The organism is Actinomadura alba, assembly GCF_014323705.1.
GTDB classification, from domain to species: Bacteria; Actinomycetota; Actinomycetes; order Streptosporangiales; family Streptosporangiaceae; genus Actinomadura_C; species Actinomadura_C alba.
The window spans coordinates 23,706-40,878 of the sequence record NZ_JABVEC010000035.1 but is presented as its reverse complement, the minus strand read 5'-3'; the positions used below and the strand labels follow the sequence as shown (position 1 = coordinate 40,878).

Here is a 17,173-nt window from a genome sequence, read left to right as displayed (position 1 = left end):
CATCAGGCGAGGACATGGAAGACATCGCGACCATGCCCGTGGCCGCCCAGCGCCACGTGCACGAGTTCCGCATCCGCTTCAGCGACATCGACTCGCAGGGGCACGTGAACAACGTCCGGTTCCTGACCTACCTCGAGGACGCGCGGTTGGAGATGTTCCACGCCGACCCCGTGCGCAACGGCGAACACCCGGTGCGGGGCATGGTCATCGCCCGTCACGAGATCGACTACCGGCGGCCGCTGATGTTCGGCATCGAGCCCATCCGGGTCGAGACGTGGGTCACCGAGGCCGGAGCCGTCTCGTTCCGGCTGGCCTACGAGGTGCGCGACGACGAGCACATCTATGCCAAGGCGACCTCGCGCATCGTCGCCTACGACGTCGACGCCGTACGTCCGCGCCGGTTCACCCCGCAGGAGCGGGAGCGCATCGGCCGGTATCTCCATCCGGCTTCCTGAACGGCGCGGCACCGACCCAGGCACCGACCACCGTGCCCCGGAGTGTCTTTCGCGGCATTGCTCCTAAGTAACACAGATACATAACAAACCTCGCACGGATGTACACATATCCACTGCTCGCCTCTAATGTCACGCCCGATACAGGCTGATTCGACATAAAAGGGGTGGGGATGCGGAAGATCTCTGGTCTGCTGCTGTCGATGTTGCTCCTGGTGGGGCTCATCAGCAGCACGGCCTCGGCGCAGGCGTCGCCGAGCGCCACCGAGGGGGACATCCTCGCGCGGCTCAAGGCCATTCCGGGCATGAAGGTGCTCGCTGAGCGGCCCACCAACCCGGGGTTCCGCTATTTCCTGCTCAGCTACCGGCAGCCGGTCGACCACCGGCACCCGGAGCGGGGCGGTTTCGACCAGCGGTTCACATTGCTGCACAAGGCCGTCGACCGGCCGATGGTGCTCTACACGTCCGGCTACAACCTGAACGACCTGCCGACGTTCCGGTCGGAGCCCGCGCAGCTCATCGACGGCAACCAGATCTCCGTGGAGCAGCGGTTCTTCACGCCGTCGCGGCCTGAGCCCGCCGACTGGAGCAACCTGAACATCTGGCAGGCCGCCACCGACCACCACCGCCTGGTCACGGCCCTCAAGAAGATCTACAGCGAGAAGTGGATCTCTACTGGTGCCAGCAAGGGCGGCATGACCTCGGTCTACCACAGCCGGTTCTATCCGAAGGATGTGGACGGCGTCGTCGCCTATGTGGCGCCGAACGATGCCGACAACCGTGAGGACAGCGCCTACGACCGGTTCTTCAAGACCGTCGGCACCGACCCGCAGTGCCGCCAGCGGCTGAAGGACCTGGCGGCCGAGTCGCTCAAGCGCCGTCCCGCGATGCTGGCCAAGTTCGAGGCGGCGGCCGCGGAGCAGGGCCTGACCTTCGGCATCCTCGGGACCCCCGACCGCGCCTTCGAGTCCTCGGTGCTGGACCTCGAGTGGGGTTTCTGGCAGTACATGCTGCAGTCGGCCTGCGCGAGCGTCCCCGACCCGAAGACGGTCACGACCGACGACCTGTACGCCTTTGTCGACCAGATCGCCGGCTTCTCCTTCTACTCCGACCAGGGCCTGACCCCCTACGTCCCGTACTACTACCAGGCCGGCACGCAGCTGGGCTGGCCGTACCCGAAGTTCGATCACCTGCGGGGCCTCGCGAAGTACGCCGGCCTCTACCAGCCGCGGTCGTTCGTTCCGGCCGAGCTGAAGATGCGGTTCGAGCCCTCGGCGATGCGTGACGTCGACCGCTGGGTGCGCAATGACGGCCGTCACCTGATGTTCCTCTACGGGGCCAACGACCCCTGGGGCGCCGAGCCGTTCCGCCTGGGCCGAGGCACCAGGGACTCCTATTGGTACGAGGTCGCCGGCCTCAACCACAACGGACGCCTGATCGGCTACCTGCCGGGGGACGAGCGGGCCAAGGCCACCGCCGCGCTCCAGCGGTGGGCCGGCGTGTCCGGTCAGCAGCAGGCGAGGAAGCTCAACACCACGTTCGACACCTTCGACGAGCTGCAGCTCAACCGCCCGCCCCTGTAACCCTCCCGGATCGCGAACGGGCCCGTGCCGTCCAGCCGGACGGCACGGGCCCGTTCCCGTACGGCGGGTGGCTCAGCCCGGTTTGTTGATCAGGCTGCGGGCGGCCATGACGAGGTAGTTCCAGAGCCGCTCCTCGTGCTCCGGAGCCAACTGCAGCTCGTTGACCGCGTCGCGCATGTGCCGCAGCCAGGCGTCGTGCTCCTGTACGCCGATCGTGAACGGCACATGCCGCATCCGTAGCCGAGGGTGGCCGCGTTGCCGGCTGTACGTGGACGGCCCGCCCCAGTACTGGATCAGGAACATCCGGAGGCGTTCCTCGGCCGGGCCGAGGTCCTCTTCGGGGTACAGCGGGCGCAACACCGGGTCGTCGGCCACGCCCTCGTAGAAGCGGTGGACGAGGCGACGAAAGGTCTCCTCGCCGCCGACCGCCTCGAAGTAGTTCATGTCGGTAGCCATCGCGCTCAACCCTATGCGGGCGGCGAGGCCACCGCGACGCCCGCCTCATCGAAGGTCTTCTTGACCCGCTCGCGGAGCTGGCGAGCGACTTCGGCCTGCTTGCCCGGCGCGGTCTTGAGCACGACCCTGACCACCATCGCGTCGCCGGTCAGCGCCTGCACGCCCCACACGGACGGCGTCTCCAGGATGATCTCGTCCCATGGCGGGTCGACGGCGAGCGCCTCGGCGCTCTCCTTGAGCAGCGCGCGCACCTTGTCGACGTCCTCGTCCGGGGAGACCGGGATGTCGAGCACGGTGCGGGCCCAGTTCTGGGACTCGTTGCCGATCCGGAGGATCTCTCCGTTGCGCATGTACCAGACCACGCCGTTGATGTCGCGCAGCCGGGTGACCCGCAGGCTGACCGCCTCGACGGTGCCCTTCGCCGGTCCCACGTCGATCACATCGCCCACGCCGTACTGATCCTCCAGCAGCATGAAGATGCCGGCGAGAAAGTCCTTGACGATGTTCTGCGCGCCGAAGCCGACGGCGACGCCGATGACGCTGGCGCTGGCCAGGATGGGCGCGAGGTTGAGGCCGACGGTCCCGAGGACGCTGAACAGCGCGGTGCCCAGAATGAGGATCGAGGCGATGCTGCGCAGCACCGATCCCATGGTCTGGGCCCGCTGCCGGCGCCGCTCGCTGATGAGGGCGGGGCTGCCGTCGAAGATCGTACGAGTCCGTTCGCGCAGCCGCTCGGGCATGGTGCCCTCGGACATGCGGAGCGTGATCCTGGTGATGAGCCGGTGTGCCGCGTGCCGCAGGATCATCGCGATCAGGAGGGTGATGCTGATCTGCACCAGGGCGGTGAGAGGCCGGTCGAGCCAGGTACTGAAGAACTTCGTGAAGTCCGGGTTGTGCGTCGTGGCCCAGCTGATCCGGCAGGCGATGCTCGGCTCGCCCGGGCCGCAGTGGTCCTCCGGTCGTCCCTGCCCCCACAAGGGAAGTGTTGCCAGAGCCTCGTAGAACAGTGGCACGAGTGAGACCCTCCCCGGGCCGGTCAGATCTGTTCGCCGTCACATCGCCGTGGTCGGCGGCGGTACGAGCCGATCGTAGGGGACGGCGGGGACCGGTTCATCCGGCACCGCCTGCGCGACGCGCAGATCTCGGCTTGGGGAGGGACGGCTCGACCTGGGGAGGGACGGATCTCGACCCGGGGAGGGGCGAACCCCGCCCGGCCGGCGCGCGCTGGTTCGCGCCGGCCCGGCGAGGTCCGGAAAGGGCCGTCCGCCGATCCGGTGTGGGTCCGTGGCGGGGGCCCGTGGTCCACCACTGCGGGTGTGGAGGAGGGCCGGGTGTGCCCGTGCGATCCGGCCGCCGCGCCGTTCCAGCCGGGGACACGGGACACACCCGGGCTAATGGCGGCGGACGTCCAGGACGCGCGCCACCTTGATGGCGGCGCCTCCCGGGTCGCCGACCTGGTGCAGACGCTCGCCCCATGACCACCAGTAGTAGTCATCGCGGGTGTCCGGCGCGGGGGCGCAGGTCACGTTCTCTGAGAGGCTCGCGGCCTCGGGATTGACGACCCGCAGGAACACGGGGTCGTCGGCTCGGGCCTGCACCACTCTCGCGATCAGCCCGTGGGTTCCGAGTTCGTGCACCAGCTCTTCCAGGTAGCCGACGCGCTTGTCGGGTAACACCTGAGCACCCTCTTCCGTCCGTGGTGGCGTCTTCGGGACCGTCCTGTGTGATCAAGCGGATACGCACTGCTATGCGGGGCGAGAATTGCAAGTACCTCGCTGGTTGGTCAAGCGCGGCGTATGCCCGCGAGAGGACAAATGTCGAACCCGGTGTAGGTCTCTCATCCTTGGGAGGACATATTTACGCCCGCGAGCAGTGCTGGGCACCCGGTGCACCCTCATTTCTTGTGAATGGGTTGGCTTGCGGCCTCGTGAGAGTTACGCTTCGTCACGAAGAGTAATCAACGTGATTGATTACCGGTCGCCCTGGCGGCGAGGAGGCCGGAACGGATGTCCGAACCCCCGCAGAAAGAAACGGACATAGCGCGCAGAATTCGAGCGCAAGGTCTGGCCCGACGGCAGACGTCCGTCAAGATCGCATCGGATATACACGATCAATGCGGCCGCCTCTTCGGCACCAGCCTGATCAAGGCGCATCGCCTTGCTCTCGGCGTGTCGCTGTCGGACGTGGTCGCCCAGGTAAGAGCGCTGTTCGAACTCGAGGACAGGCCCACCCCCAAGCTCGGCGAGACGCTGCTGTCGGCTTATGAAAGCGGCTACAAGAGGCCGGGTCCGGAATATCTGCACTACCTGTGCCGCGTGTTCCGGGTCGATCCCGATGGGCTCGGTTTTCCCGGTCGCTGCATCTGCGGCCAGAAGCATGCCATACGTCCCGATACGCCGCCGTTAGTCCAAGTTCAAGGCGAATCGGACGCACTTGTCGGCTCTGTCGTCGTGAGCATGCCGGACAACCGGAACTGGATCAATCAAGTTAGAGGTCTCTATGGCTCTGACCGCGCAAGGGAGCCTGCCTGCGCGGATGTAGGAGAGGAGGACATCGTGCTTCGCAGGACCCTTCTGCAATTGCTCGCCGGAGCGGGCGTGACCCTCGATGGTCAGTTTCTCGGCGCTATCGACAACCTTCGCCGCAGGATGGACGACACGCTGGTCAACGCCACCGTGTCGCCCACGATGCTCGACCAGTGGGAGGAGACCACCCTCGGGTACGGCCAGCAGTACCAGGCCACTCCTTCCCTGCGCATGCTCTGTGACGTGCTGCTGGACTTCAGCGAGGTGCGCCGCATGTGCGATCACCGGCAGCCCATCGAGTTGCAGGAGCGGCTGTGCCGGTTGGCCGCCCAGCTCGCCGGCATGTCGGGGCTCATCATGATCAACCTGGGCGACCACCGGCTGGCGCGCTCGTTCTTCCGCACCGCCCGTACCGCCGCGGACGAGACCGGCGACAGGCCGTTGCGCGCCTGGGTGACCGTGCGCGAGGCGCTGGTCCCGATGTACTACGGGGACCCGCGGGAGGCGCTGCACCTCGCCCGGAAGGCGCAGGACCTGGCCGGCCGCACGCCCAGTGTGGCGGCCGCCATGGCCCCCGCCGTCGAGGCGCGGGCACTCGGCCAGCTCGCGTTGCGCGGCCGGTCCGACGCCGCACCCGGCGCCAGGCGTGCCCTCGTCCGCAGCCGTGCCGTCTTCGACCAGTTGTCCAAGGCCGATCTGAATGATCTCGCTTATGGTTTCACCGAGCGTCAGATGTCGTTCTACGAAGGCGACACCTTCACCAATCTCGGTGATCACCAGCGGGGCGAAGAGGTGCTGAGCCACGCTCTGACGCTGTACTCGGCGACCGAGCGGGTCGACCGCACGCTGGTCCGGCTCAACCGGGCGGCGTGCAAGCTGTACGCCGGGGAACCCGGTGCCGCGGCGACCACGGCCAAGGAAGCGATCTTGGAGCTGCCCGACGAGCACCGCTCCGACATCCTGCTGCACCGCGCCCGGCAGCTCAACGCGGCGGTGGCCGCCAAGCACGGCGAGATCCCCGAGGTGAAGGACTTCCGCGAGGCCCTGTCCGGTCCATCGGTGCAGAGCCCGACGATCACGCCGCCGGTTCCTCGGCCGTCGTCGCCCGAGCCGGTCTGACCGCCGGGATGACGAACCGCGACAGCGGTGTCCGGGAGCTCATCCGGCGCCGCGCGGAGCCCCCTGTCTGGGAGTTCGGCGATCTCACCATTCGGCGGTATCGCTCCGCCGACCACACGGCCGTCCTCGCGCTGCACCACGATGGGCTCGCCCAGGTGGGGCTGCGGCCCGGAGACGGCGTCTACTACGACCATGACTTCCCCGCGCTCAAGGAGATCTACCTGGACAACGGCGGCGAGTTCGTCGTCGGCCGGTCCGCGCGGATCACGGGCAGGTTCACGGATCAGAGCCGTCAGAGGCGCCGGGTGCTCGCCATGGGCGGTCTGCGCCGGGTCGACGAGCACACCGCCGAGATGGTGCGGCTCCGTGTGCACCCCGACGTCCAGCGGCGGGGCTACGGTGCAGCGATCGTCCTCGCCCTGGAGGAACGGGCCATCGAGCTCGGCTACCGGTTACTCCAGGGCGACACCACCGACCTGCAGGCGCCCGCGCTGGCCCTTTACCAGAGGTTCGGCTGGCGCGAGACCCGCCGCGAGGTCATCCGCGGCATCGTCAACATCTACGGCGAGAAGGTGCTCGGCCCGACCTGAGGTGCCGGCGTCCGCGAGATCAGACCCGTAGATCAGACCCGTAGATCAACCCGGCAGATCATCCCGTAGGTGCAGGCCCGTGCGGGCCGCCATGAACGACAGCGTGTCGACGGCCAGTTGCACCGTCCGGCTCACCGCACGGGCCCCGTGCCCGACCTCGGCCTCGTTGCGCAGCAGGATCGGTTCCGCCGACGACGTCGCGTGCTGGAGTGCAGCGCACATCTTGCGGGCGTGCAGGGGATCGACCCGGGTGTCGCTGTCGAAGATGGTGAAGAGCGTCGCCGGATACTCCACGCCCTCTTCGACGTGGTGGTACGGGGAGTAGCCCAGCAGCCAGCCGAGCTGCTCGGGTACCTCGGCAGAGCCGTACTCCACGTTCCAGGTCTGGCCGAGGCCGAATTTCTCGTACCGCACCATGTCCAGGAGCGGAGCCGAGCAGACGACCGCACGGTAGAGGTCCGGCCGCTGGGTCAGGGCCGCGCCGACGAGCAGGCCGCCGTTGGAGCCGCCCGAGATGGCCAGCCGCGACGGCGTGGTCCAGCCGTCCGCGATCAGTTTCTCGGCCGCAGCGTGGAAGTCGTCGAACACGGCCTGCTTGCGGTCGAGCATGCCGGCCCGGTGCCAGTCCTCACCCTCCTCGGAGCCGCCGCGCACGTTGGCGATCACATAGACGCCGCCCGCCTCGACCCAAGTGAGGATGGTCGGGGAGTACGACGGCGTCAGCGACACGTTGAAGCCGCCATAGCCGTACAGGACGGTCGGCCGCGGCTGGTCGCCGGCCGCCACATCGGCCCGGGAGATGACCAGCATCCGTACCTGGGTGCCGTCGTAGGACTCGTAGGCGATCTGCTCGGCCCGCACGTCGGGCAGGTTCACCGTGCCGGGGGCTGCCTGCCACAGGGAGGTCCCGCCGGTGCGGGCGTCATAGCGTTGAACCGAGGTGGGCGTGACGTGGTCGGTGTAGCCGAACCACGCCTCGTGCCCGCCCTCAGGGCGTTCGACGATTCCGCTGATCGTGCCCAGGCCCGGTGTGGGCACCTCGCCGATCCGCTCCCCGGTGACCAGGTCGTGCACGGTGATCTCGCTGATCGCGTGCCGCGTCCAGGCGGCCAGCAGCACCGGCCGGTCCAGCTCCGGCCCGTCCAGGATGGCGAAGTCGCTGAGCACCGCCTCGGGGTCCTCGGGAATCAGATCACGCCACGTCTCGTACGAGGGGTCGGCCGGGTCGGTGACGCACAACCGGGCCCGTGGCGCGTCCCGGTCGGTGAAGAGGTAGGCCCGCCCGTCCCGGCCCACGTAGACGCCCGTCTCGGCGTCGACGCCCTCCTGGATCACGGTGAGCGCCGGGGCCTCGATCGTCGAGACGGACAGGTCGGCGAACCAGAGGTCGTTGCGCGGAGCCGTGCCCTGTGCGGCCGACAGGGCCAGCCATCTGCCGTCCCTGCTCACCGACACGCCGTAGTAGGTGGTCTTCTCGCCGCCCTCGCCGAAGATCATCACGTCGTCGGTCTCGGGGTCGGAGCCGACGCGGTGCAGGTAGACGCGGCGATGGTACTGATCCTCGCCCTCGGGCACCTCGCTCGCGGGCAGGCGCCGAACGTAGTAGAACGCCTCGCCGCCGGGCAGCCAGGCGATCTGGGTGTACCGACAGCGCTCGATCGGCCCCTCGATCTCCTCGCCGGTCTCGACGTCCATCACCCGCAGCACCGACTCCTCGTCGCCGCCGTGGGAGAGCTGGTAGGCCAGCAGCCGGCCCTCCTTGTCCGGTTGCCAGGAGTCGAGCGTCGTGCGCCCGGAGTCGTCGATCGCCATCGGGTCGAGCAGCGTCCGCTCGACATCGTCGGCGCCCACGGTGTAGAGCACGGCGTGCTCCTGCTCCGCCGTCCGGCGGACGAAGAAGCGCCGGTCGCCGCGCCATACCGGGGCGCCGATGCTGCCCGATCCGAGCAGGTCGGTCAGCCGCGCGCGCAGCCGCTCCCGGCCGGGTAGATCGTCCACCGACTGGTGGAAGAGCTCGTCCTGGGCGGCGAGCCATTTCTTGGTGTCATCGCTCTGCGGGTCCTCGAGCCAGCGGTACGGGTCCGCGACCTGATGACCGTGAAGATCCTCGACGATGCCCTGGCGCTGCGCGGCCGGGTACGGTGGTCGGCTCATGGATCGCACCTTACGTCCTGGTAGGACTGCTCCGTGCCCCGCTTTCGCACCATCCGCCACTTTACGTGTTCTTGCCATCACACGCGGAGCACCGTGTTCTCGGGCCGTAGGTAGGCTCGGGATGACCAACCGTCGCGGCGTGTCGAAATTGACGGGTAGCGTGATGGGGCCCTCACGAGCCACACTGATGGCAGCTTCGAGTTCGCCCCTGAGGAGGTCCTCGTGGCGCAGGTGCCGAAGGAACAGGTCGAGCCTCCCACCGAGGCACGCATCAGCGTGTCCCCGCGGGCGGTCGGCGCCTGTGCGCCCGCGGAGGTCGTCTGATGCGACAGGTCCTCCTCCTGAACGCGACGTACGAGCCGCTCACCACTCTGCCGCTCCGGCGGGCGGTATGTCTCGTGCTCAGAGAGAAGGCCGACGTCGTTCATCACGACGTCACCGGAGCCCGGCTGCGGTCCGCGACGGCGTCCATCGAGGTACCTTCGGTCATCCGGCTGCGCCGGTACGTCCGGATCCCGTTCCGGACGCGGGTGCCGCTGACCCGCGCCGCGCTGATGCGGCGGGACAACTTCCAGTGCGCCTACTGCGGCCGCCGGGCCGAGACGATCGATCATGTGCTGCCGCGCAGCCGTGGCGGCAAGCACACGTGGGAGAACTGCGTCGCCTCCTGCTCGACCTGTAATCACCGTAAGGCCGATCGACTCCTGGAGGAGCTGGGGTGGGCGTTGCACGTCACCCCGGTGGTGCCACGCGGCGCCCACTGGCGGCTCATCGGCGTCATCCACGACGGTGATCCGCAATGGGCGCCGTATGTCACCGAGCCCGCGGCCTAGGTACCCTGAGGGGGTGCCGCGCTATGAGTATCGATGCCGGGCGTGCGGAGACAGCTTCGAGCTCTCCCGCCCGATGAGTGAGTCGTCCGCGCCCGCAACGTGCCCGGGCGGCCACGATGACACCGTCAAGCTGCTGTCCACGGTCGCGATGACCGGTGCCTCCCGGGCGGCCGCGCCGGTCACCCGCCCGGCGGGTGGGGGCGGCGGTTGCTGTGGCGGGGGTTGTTGTGGCTGACCGCCCGGCCGTGGGGCATTCTTGGCGGCATGCCTGAACTGATCGAACATCCGTCCCGGGTGACCGCCGCCGGCGAGCCGCCGAAGCTGATCGACGAGTACGTCGGCCGGGTCAACACCGGCGACGAGCGGCTCAGCGTGGCCCACATGCGCAGCCCGGCCGGTTGGGCCGAGCCTGGCCAGCGCCCCGAGTTCGACGAGTACACCGTGGTGCTGAAGGGCACGCTCCTCGTGGAGTATGAGGGCGGCAGCATGAACGTCGGCGCCGGCCAGGCCGTGCACACCAAGCCGGGGGAGTGGGTCCGCTACAGCTCGCCCGGCGCCGAGGGCGCCGAGTACATAGCCGTCTGCCTACCCGCCTTCGCCCCCGGCACGGTGCACCGGGATGAGAAGTAAGAATCAGCCGGAGAGCTGGGTGATGTCGCGGGCCGCGCCGGTGGAGGCCGAGGTGGCCATCGCGGCGTAAGCCTGCAGGGCGACGCTGACCGGACGCTGCCGGTCGCGCGGACGGTAGGAGCCGAGGTCGGCCAGCAGCCGCTCGCGGCGGGCCCTCAGCTCCTGCTCGGGCACGTCCAGCTCCAGCGACCGCTGCGGGATGTCGATCACGATCCGGTCGCCGTTCTCGACCAGCGCGATGAGGCCCCCACTGGCCGCCTCGGGCGAGGCGTGCCCGATGGACAGGCCGCTGGTGCCGCCGGAGAACCGGCCGTCGGTGACCAGCGCGCACGCCTTGCCGAGCCCGCGGCCCTTGAGGAAGCTGGTCGGGTAGAGCATTTCCTGCATGCCCGGCCCGCCCTTGGGGCCCTCGTAGCGGATCACCACGACGTCGCCCGGCTTGACCTGGTCGCCGAGGATCCCGTCGACGGCGTCGTCCTGGCTCTCGAAGACGACGGCCGGGCCGGAGAAGGTCCACAGCTCCTCCTCGACCCCCGCCGTCTTGACGATCGCACCCTCGGGGGCGATGTTGCCGTAGAGCACGGCCAGGCCGCCGTCCTTGGTGTAGGCGTGCTCGACGTCTCTGATGCAGCCGGCGGCCCGATCGAGGTCGAGGCTCTCCCACCGGGTGTCCTGTGCGTACGGCCGGATCGTGCGGACACCGCCCGGCGCGGCGTGGAAGAGCTCGACCGCCTCGGGGTGCACGTTGGGTGAGCGGACGTCGTAGGCGTCGAGGAACTCGCCCAGCGAGGCGCTGTACAGGGTGTGCACGTCGCGGTGCAGCATCCCGGCCCGGTCGAGCTCGCCGAGCAGCGCGGGGATGCCCCCGGCCCGGTGGACGTCCTCGACGTGATACTTCGAGGTCGCCGGGGCGAGTTTGCAGATGCACGGCACGCGGCGGGACAGCTCGTCGATCTCCTTGAGGCCGAAGTCGACCTGCCCCTCGTGGGCCGCCGCGAGCAGGTGCAGGATCGTGTTGGTGGAGCCGCCCATGGCCACGTCGAGCGTCATCGCGTTCTCGAACGCGTCGCGGGTGGCGATGCTGCGCGGCAGCACCGAGTCGTCGTCGCCGTCGTAGTAGCGGCGGCAGACGTCGACGATCAGCCGGCCCGCGTCCTCGAAGAGCCGCTTGCGGGCGGTGTGCGTGGCCAGCGTGGTGCCGTTGCCCGGCAGCGACAGCCCGATCGCCTCGGTCAGGCAGTTCATGGAGTTGGCGGTGAACATGCCCGAGCACGACCCGCAGGTCGGGCAGGCGTTCTCCTCCATCTCGGTGAGCTCGTCGTCGGAGACGCTCTCGTCCGCCGCAGAGATCATCGGGTCGATGAGGTCGAGCTTGCGGATCGTCTTGGCCTCGCCGTCGACGACGGTGACCTTGCCGGCCTCCATCGGCCCGCCCGACACGAACACGGTGGGGATGTTGAGCCGCATCGCGGCGATCAGCATGCCCGGGGTGATCTTGTCGCAGTTCGACACGCAGATCATCGCGTCGGCGCAGTGGGCGTTGACCATGTACTCGACCGCGTCGGCGATCAGTTCGCGGCTGGGCAGCGAGTAGAGCATGCCGCCGTGCCCCATCGCGATGCCGTCGTCGACCGCGATCGTGTTGAACTCGCGCGGGACCCCGCCGGCCTCGCGGACCGCGTCGGCCACGACCTGCGCCACCTCACGAAGGTGTACGTGGCCGGGCACGAACTCGGTGAAGCTGTTGGCGATCGCGATGATCGGCTTACCGAAGTCCTCGCGCGCGACGCCGGTGGCCCGCAGGAGGGCCCGGGCGCCGGCCATGTTCCTGCCGTGCGTGACCGTACGTGATCTGAGCGGTGGCATGGGGCTCTCCCAACTGAATGCTGTCCTCCCGATCGTACGGCCCCGGGGATTCGGATGAGACGACCGTCCCACCACTTGGACATTCAGCCGCCAGGCCGGGCCTCAGTCGGCGGAGTAGGCGGGCGGCAGCATGTTCTCGGCCGCCTTGGCGATCCGCTGGACGTCGGTCTCGGTCAGGATCTTCGGGCGGCGGCGCAGATAGGACTTCGCCCGTCCGCCCGAGTAGACGTCGACGTCCCGTACGGTCATCACCTTCCACGGGATGGACGGGCCGTAGATGGCCACCGACGGCTGGACCGGTACGTCGAAGCCGACCTGGGCGCTGAGCAGCCTGCTTGCCTGGCCGGCCTCCCAGCACGCCTCGTCGAGCCGGTCCTTCTTGTTGAAGGGGCCGTGGAAGAGCTTGCGGTGCGAGAGCGTCCGGACCGGCAGGCGCTTGTCCCACTTCTCCGAGTCGATGGCGTAGACGCCGCTCGGGCCGATGACCAGATGGTCGATCTTGCCGTCGCTGACGCCATCGTCGTCGCGGGGGACCGCGCGCGCGTGCAGTATCCGCCACCCGCTCTTCTCCAGGCCGCGCAACTGGCGTTCGGTGCGGCGTTCGGCCGCGGAGGACTTCCGCCACGCGTCGACGCTGGACTGCGTACGGGCCCGGCGGACGGTGTCCGCGATCACCACCACCACGGCGACCGTGAAACCGACGCGGAGGCCGAAGAAGATGGTGATCGCCAGGCCGATGATGATCGCGACGCCCACGCGCTGGCCCCACCGGCGGACCTGCGGGTCGCTGATCAGGTCACCGTAGGTCTGTTCCCGAGACCGGGGGGACTCGCCCCCCCGCGGATGGCCGTCTGCCGAATGGGTCTTACCGTCCCGCCCCATAATCGACATTTTTAACGCTCCGTATTCCTCTCCGGGAAGATGCGTGATCCTCTGTGCGCAGAGTAAGCATTTCGTTTACCGGCGACTAGTCTTGTCAGGTTTATACTTTTGTCGCCTCGCATGTGTGATTCATTGGCGGGCGGCCAGGGTAAGTTCTGTGCACCGCTGCTCCTGGCATGCCCAGGTGCGTCCCCGGGGCGGCCCGCCGCGCCGTCCCTCCCGCGCCGTCCCTCCCCGCCCACCTTTGATCCGGGCTTCGGGGGCGTCTACTGTTCGGCTTTGTGACTGATATCCACGACCTCACCGCGACGCGGCAGGCGGCAGCGGTCCGCAACCGTGAGCTTTCCCCTGTTGAGATCGTTGATCACTACCTCGGTCGTATTGAACGGGTAAATCACCAGGTGGGCGCCTACGTGACCGTCACCGGCGAGTCGGCGCGAGAGCAGGCCCGCAAGGCGGAGCGGATCGTGCTCGAGGCCGCGGATCCGGCCGGCCTGCCGCCGCTGCTCGGCGTCCCGGTCCCCGTGAAGGACCTCAACATGGTGCAGGGCGTGCCGATGACCTTCGGGTCGGCCGTCTTCGACGACCTTACGGGATTCGCGGACGATCACGTCGTGACATCGCTGCGGGACGCCGGGTCGATCATGATCGGAAAGACTAATACGCCGGAGTTCGGGCTGCCGTGCTACACCGAGAACGCGGTGGCTCCGCCCGCCCGTACCCCCTGGGATCTGGGCAGGTCGGCCGGCGGCTCCAGCGGAGGCGCGGCGGCGGCGGTCGCCTCGGGCCTCGCCCCGGTCGCGCAGGGCAGTGACGGCGGAGGATCGATCCGGATCCCGAGCAGCGTCTGCGGCCTGTTCGGGATCAAGCCGACCCGTGGCAGGGTGTCCCAGGGCCCGATCATCCCGGACCTGTTCGGGCTGTCCGCCAACGGGCCGATCGCGCGGACCGTCCTGGACGCGGCCACGCTGCTCGACGTGATGTCCGGGTCGAAGCCCGGCGACCTGTTCCTCGCGCCGCCCCTGCCGGCGGGCGACACGTTCGCGGCCTACGCCCGCCGGGAACCGGGACGGCTGCGCATCGCGCGCACGATCGAGCCGGTCGTGCCGGGCGCGGTCGTCCATCCCGACTGCGTCGCCGCCTATGAGGAGGCCGGTTCGCTGCTCGCCGAACTGGGCCACGAGGTCGTGGACTTCGCGCCGCCGTACGGCCCCGATCTGGTGCCGATCTTCGAGACGCTCTGGAGCGTCATGGCGACGATGACGCCCGTCGACCCCCTCCGTGCGGACAGGTTGCAGCCGCTCACCCGCTGGCTGCGCGAGCGGGGCGACGCGGTGACCGCCCATGCGCTGCTCTCGGCGCACGCGCAGCTCCAGGGGACGCTGCGGGTGAGCCTCACCGCCATGGCCGAGTACGACGCGATCCTGCATCCCACGCTGGCCCTGCCGCCGGTGCCGATCGGTCACTTCCACGACGTGGATCCGGCGGAGAACTTCGAGCGGCAGAAGCGGTTCACTCCGTTCACCTCCCTCTACAACATCTCCGGCCAGCCCGCGGTCAGCGTGCCGCTGCACTGGACCGAGGACGGCCTGCCGATCGGCGTGATGCTGGCCGGACGGCTGGGCGGCGAGGGCACGTTGATCTCGCTGTCGGCCCAGCTCGAGGCCGCGCGCCCCTGGATCGGGCGCAAGCCGCCGATCTGGACCGCCTGATCCGGATCCGGCCGCAGCCGCCCGTTTTATCGGCGATCGCGTTGTTCTGGTCTTCGATGGGCATGGTTGTGCTGTGGCGGACTTGGATCTGATCGAACTTGCGGGCGAATACCGGGTCGGGACGGCCTACACGGACTGGCGCGGGCGGCATGTCGAGGTGCCACCCGACACGATCAGGGCCGTACTGGCCGCGATGGACGTGGACGCGTCGTCTCCGGCGTCCGTGCGGGCCGAACTCCGCCGGCTAGGCGAGGAGTGGAGCACCCGGCTGCTGCCCCCGGTGGTCGTCCATCCGGCGGTGGCCGCGTCGTCCCACCGGCCCGCGGGCGCCTCGCCGGCCGAGCCGCTCCGGCTTCCGGCGGCCGGCCGGGTCTGGGTGGAGCTCGACGGCGGCGGCGTCGTGCCCCTGAGCGCGGGGCCCTCCGCCCGCCGGCGGCACGAGACACTGGGGCGCGACCGGGAGGAACACGAGCTCCGGCTGCCCCCGGACATCCCGGTGGGATGGCACCGACTGCACGCCGAGCGCGGCGCTCATCACGAGAGCGCCGCGCTGCTCGTGGCGCCACGCCGGCTGGAACCCCCGGCGGCACGGGCCTGGGGTCTCATGGCCCAGCTCTACTCGGTGCGGTCCGAGGCATCCTGGGGGCTCGGGGATCTGCGGGATCTGGCCGATCTCGCCACCTGGAGCGGTGACGAGCTCGGCGCGGGGTTCGTCCTGATCAACCCTCTTCACGCGACCGAGCCGGTGCGCCCGATCGGGCCGTCCCCGTACTTCCCGATGAGCCGCCGCTTCGCGGCTCCGCTCTATCTGCGGGTCGAGGACGTGCCGGAGTACGCCGCCATCGCCGAGGACGACCGGAGGCGCGTCGACGGGCTCGCCGCGCTCATGAGGAACGGCGCGCGGGGCCGCGGTGACGCGACCGGGCCGCTGGACCGGGACTCGGTGTGGGCCGCCAAGCTGAGCGCCCTGGAGATACTCCATCGAGGTCCCCGTACGGCCGCGGAGGAGGCCGAGTTCGCCGCGTTCCGGGCGGGGGAGGGAGCCGCCCTCACCGACTTCGTCACCTGGTGCGCCCTCGCCGAAGAGCACGGGGCGGACTGGCGGGACTGGCCGGCCGAGCTGCGCGACCCCCGCTCACCCTCCGTCGCCGCCGCCCGCGATCGGCTGGCCGGACGGGTCGACCTCCACGCCTGGCTGCAGTGGCGGCTCGACGGGCAGCTCGGCGCGGCGCAGCGCAGCGCGCGCGAGGCCGGAATGGCGATCGGCGTCGTGCACGACCTGGCGGTCGGCGTGCACCCGGGTGGCGCGGACGCGTGGACCTATCGGGCGATGTTCGCCTCCGGGATGCGCGTCGGGGCCCCGCCGGACGAGTTCAACCAGCGTGGCCAGGACTGGGGGCAGCCCCCCTGGCACCCCGGCCGGTTGGCGGCCGCGGAGTACGGGCCGTACCGCGAGATCCTCGCGTACGCGCTGCGGCACGCGGGCGGGCTCCGCCTCGACCACGCGATGCAGGTGTCGCGGCTGTGGTGGATCCCCGAGGGCGCGGCCGCCGACCAGGGCACCTATGTCGGCTATGACCGGCCGACGCTGCTGGACGTCCTGTGCTCGGAGACGGCGCGGGCGGGTGCCGTCCTCATCGGCGAGGACCTCGGCGTGGTCGAGCCGGGGTTCCGCGAGGACCTCGCCGGGCGCGGCGCGTTCACCACCTCCCTGTTGTGGTTCGAGCGCGACGAGCGGGGCGCGCCGCTCCCGCCCGAGCGGTGGCGGGAGCTGTGCCTCGCCACCGTGGGCACGCACGACATGCCACCGATCACCGGGTTTCTGCACGGCGACCACATCGAGCTGAGGAACCGGCTCGGGCTGCTCACCCGGCCGGTGGCCGAGGAACTGGCCGAGCACGAACGCGCGCTCGCGGACTGGATCAAGTCGCTGACCGAGCTCGGGCTGCTCGAGCTCGGGCTGCTCGAGGACGGGTTGCTCGAACACGGGTTGCTCGAACACGGGCTGCTTGAACACGGGCTGCTTGAACAGGGCGGCGGGTCGGACCGCGAGATCGTGGCCGCGCTGCACGCCTTCCTCGCCCGTACCCCCGCCAGGCTCATCGGGATCTCGCTGGCCGACGCCGTCGGCGAGCGCCGCACCCAGAACCAGCCGGGCACGACCGACGAGTACCCGAACTGGCGTGTGCCGCTCGCGGACGCCGAGGGACGCGCCGTCCTGCTCGAGGACCTGCGCGACGATCCGGACGTACGGACGGCGGTCGCCGCCGTCATCAACGCCGTGAGCGGGCGAGAGCCCCGCCGAGCCGGGGAGTGACGATCAAGGATCGTGGCATCTGTGCGTGCCACGATCCTTGATCGTCATCTTGGC

Annotated in this window: 15 protein-coding genes; 9 read left to right on the top strand and 6 right to left on the bottom strand. The window is 69.5% G+C overall.

The genetic code is table 11. From position 1 onward, the window contains the following. Window positions 1-14: 14 nt before the first annotated feature. The gene (locus HKK74_RS31785) at window positions 15-455 is read left to right on the top strand and encodes an acyl-CoA thioesterase (RefSeq protein WP_187247085.1); all 441 of its coding nucleotides are present in this window, start codon (window positions 15-17) and stop codon (window positions 453-455) included. A 170-nt stretch (window positions 456-625) separates the two neighbouring features. Then, window positions 626-2,035, top strand: coding sequence for a S28 family serine protease (locus HKK74_RS31780; RefSeq protein ID WP_187247084.1), 1,410 nt, complete (start codon window positions 626-628; stop codon window positions 2,033-2,035). Window positions 2,036-2,107: 72 nt separating this feature from the next. Here HKK74_RS31780 and HKK74_RS31775 read toward each other — a convergent pair whose 3' ends face one another. The 3 genes from HKK74_RS31775 to HKK74_RS31765 all read right to left on the bottom strand — a co-directional run bounded on the left by HKK74_RS31775 (window position 2,108) and on the right by HKK74_RS31765 (window position 4,167). Continuing rightward, the gene (locus tag HKK74_RS31775) at window positions 2,108-2,491 is read right to left on the bottom strand and encodes a globin (protein WP_187247083.1); all 384 of its coding nucleotides are present in this window, start codon (window positions 2,489-2,491) and stop codon (window positions 2,108-2,110) included. 11 nt (window positions 2,492-2,502) lie between these two features. Further along, window positions 2,503-3,504 (bottom strand): mechanosensitive ion channel family protein, encoded by a 1,002-nt coding sequence (locus HKK74_RS31770; RefSeq protein WP_312881987.1) that lies wholly within the window; start codon window positions 3,502-3,504, stop codon window positions 2,503-2,505. A 378-nt stretch (window positions 3,505-3,882) separates the two neighbouring features. Continuing rightward, window positions 3,883-4,167 (bottom strand): hypothetical protein, encoded by a 285-nt coding sequence (locus tag HKK74_RS31765; protein ID WP_187247082.1) that lies wholly within the window; start codon window positions 4,165-4,167, stop codon window positions 3,883-3,885. 330 nt (window positions 4,168-4,497) lie between these two features. On the opposite strand from HKK74_RS31765, the gene HKK74_RS31760 reads away from it, so the two are divergent. Both HKK74_RS31760 and HKK74_RS31755 read left to right on the top strand, forming a co-directional pair. Then, window positions 4,498-6,135: a helix-turn-helix domain-containing protein gene (locus tag HKK74_RS31760; protein WP_246492173.1), complete on the top strand. Its 1,638-nt coding sequence runs from the start codon at window positions 4,498-4,500 to the stop codon at window positions 6,133-6,135. Between the two features lie 8 nt (window positions 6,136-6,143). Further along, a complete protein-coding gene (locus HKK74_RS31755; RefSeq protein WP_187247081.1) occupies window positions 6,144-6,725 on the top strand; it encodes a GNAT family N-acetyltransferase in 582 nt (193 codons plus the stop codon). A 45-nt stretch (window positions 6,726-6,770) separates the two neighbouring features. Here HKK74_RS31755 and HKK74_RS31750 read toward each other — a convergent pair whose 3' ends face one another. Then, window positions 6,771-8,879 carry a prolyl oligopeptidase family serine peptidase gene (locus tag HKK74_RS31750; protein WP_187247080.1) on the bottom strand — a complete coding sequence of 703 codons (2,109 nt, stop codon included), beginning with the start codon at window positions 8,877-8,879 and terminating at the stop codon, window positions 6,771-6,773. A 323-nt stretch (window positions 8,880-9,202) separates the two neighbouring features. Here HKK74_RS31750 and HKK74_RS31745 point away from each other — a divergent pair, with 323 nt between their 5' ends. Genes HKK74_RS31745 through HKK74_RS31735 form a run of 3 tightly spaced genes read left to right on the top strand, consistent with a single transcriptional unit; the run spans window position 9,203 to window position 10,342 of the window. Next, window positions 9,203-9,712 (top strand): HNH endonuclease, encoded by a 510-nt coding sequence (locus HKK74_RS31745; RefSeq protein WP_187247079.1) that lies wholly within the window; start codon window positions 9,203-9,205, stop codon window positions 9,710-9,712. A gap of 13 nt (window positions 9,713-9,725) precedes the next feature. Beyond that, entirely contained in the window at window positions 9,726-9,947 is a 222-nt protein-coding gene (locus HKK74_RS31740) for an FmdB family zinc ribbon protein (RefSeq protein ID WP_187247078.1), read from the top strand. A gap of 29 nt (window positions 9,948-9,976) precedes the next feature. Continuing rightward, entirely contained in the window at window positions 9,977-10,342 is a 366-nt protein-coding gene (locus HKK74_RS31735; protein WP_187247077.1) for a cupin domain-containing protein, read from the top strand. A 3-nt stretch (window positions 10,343-10,345) separates the two neighbouring features. Here HKK74_RS31735 and ilvD read toward each other — a convergent pair whose 3' ends face one another. Together ilvD and HKK74_RS31725 are read right to left on the bottom strand one after the other, a co-directional pair. Beyond that, window positions 10,346-12,208 (bottom strand): dihydroxy-acid dehydratase, encoded by a 1,863-nt coding sequence (gene ilvD / locus HKK74_RS31730; RefSeq protein WP_187247076.1) that lies wholly within the window; start codon window positions 12,206-12,208, stop codon window positions 10,346-10,348. Between the two features lie 102 nt (window positions 12,209-12,310). Further along, window positions 12,311-13,099: a nuclease-related domain-containing protein gene (locus HKK74_RS31725; RefSeq protein WP_187247075.1), complete on the bottom strand. Its 789-nt coding sequence runs from the start codon at window positions 13,097-13,099 to the stop codon at window positions 12,311-12,313. A 272-nt stretch (window positions 13,100-13,371) separates the two neighbouring features. On the opposite strand from HKK74_RS31725, the gene HKK74_RS31720 reads away from it, so the two are divergent. Both HKK74_RS31720 and malQ read left to right on the top strand, forming a co-directional pair. Further along, window positions 13,372-14,802: an amidase gene (locus HKK74_RS31720; RefSeq protein WP_187247074.1), complete on the top strand. Its 1,431-nt coding sequence runs from the start codon at window positions 13,372-13,374 to the stop codon at window positions 14,800-14,802. 73 nt (window positions 14,803-14,875) lie between these two features. After that, entirely contained in the window at window positions 14,876-17,119 is a 2,244-nt protein-coding gene (gene malQ, locus HKK74_RS31715; RefSeq protein WP_187247073.1) for a 4-alpha-glucanotransferase, read from the top strand. The last annotated feature ends 54 nt before the right edge of the window (window positions 17,120-17,173 follow it).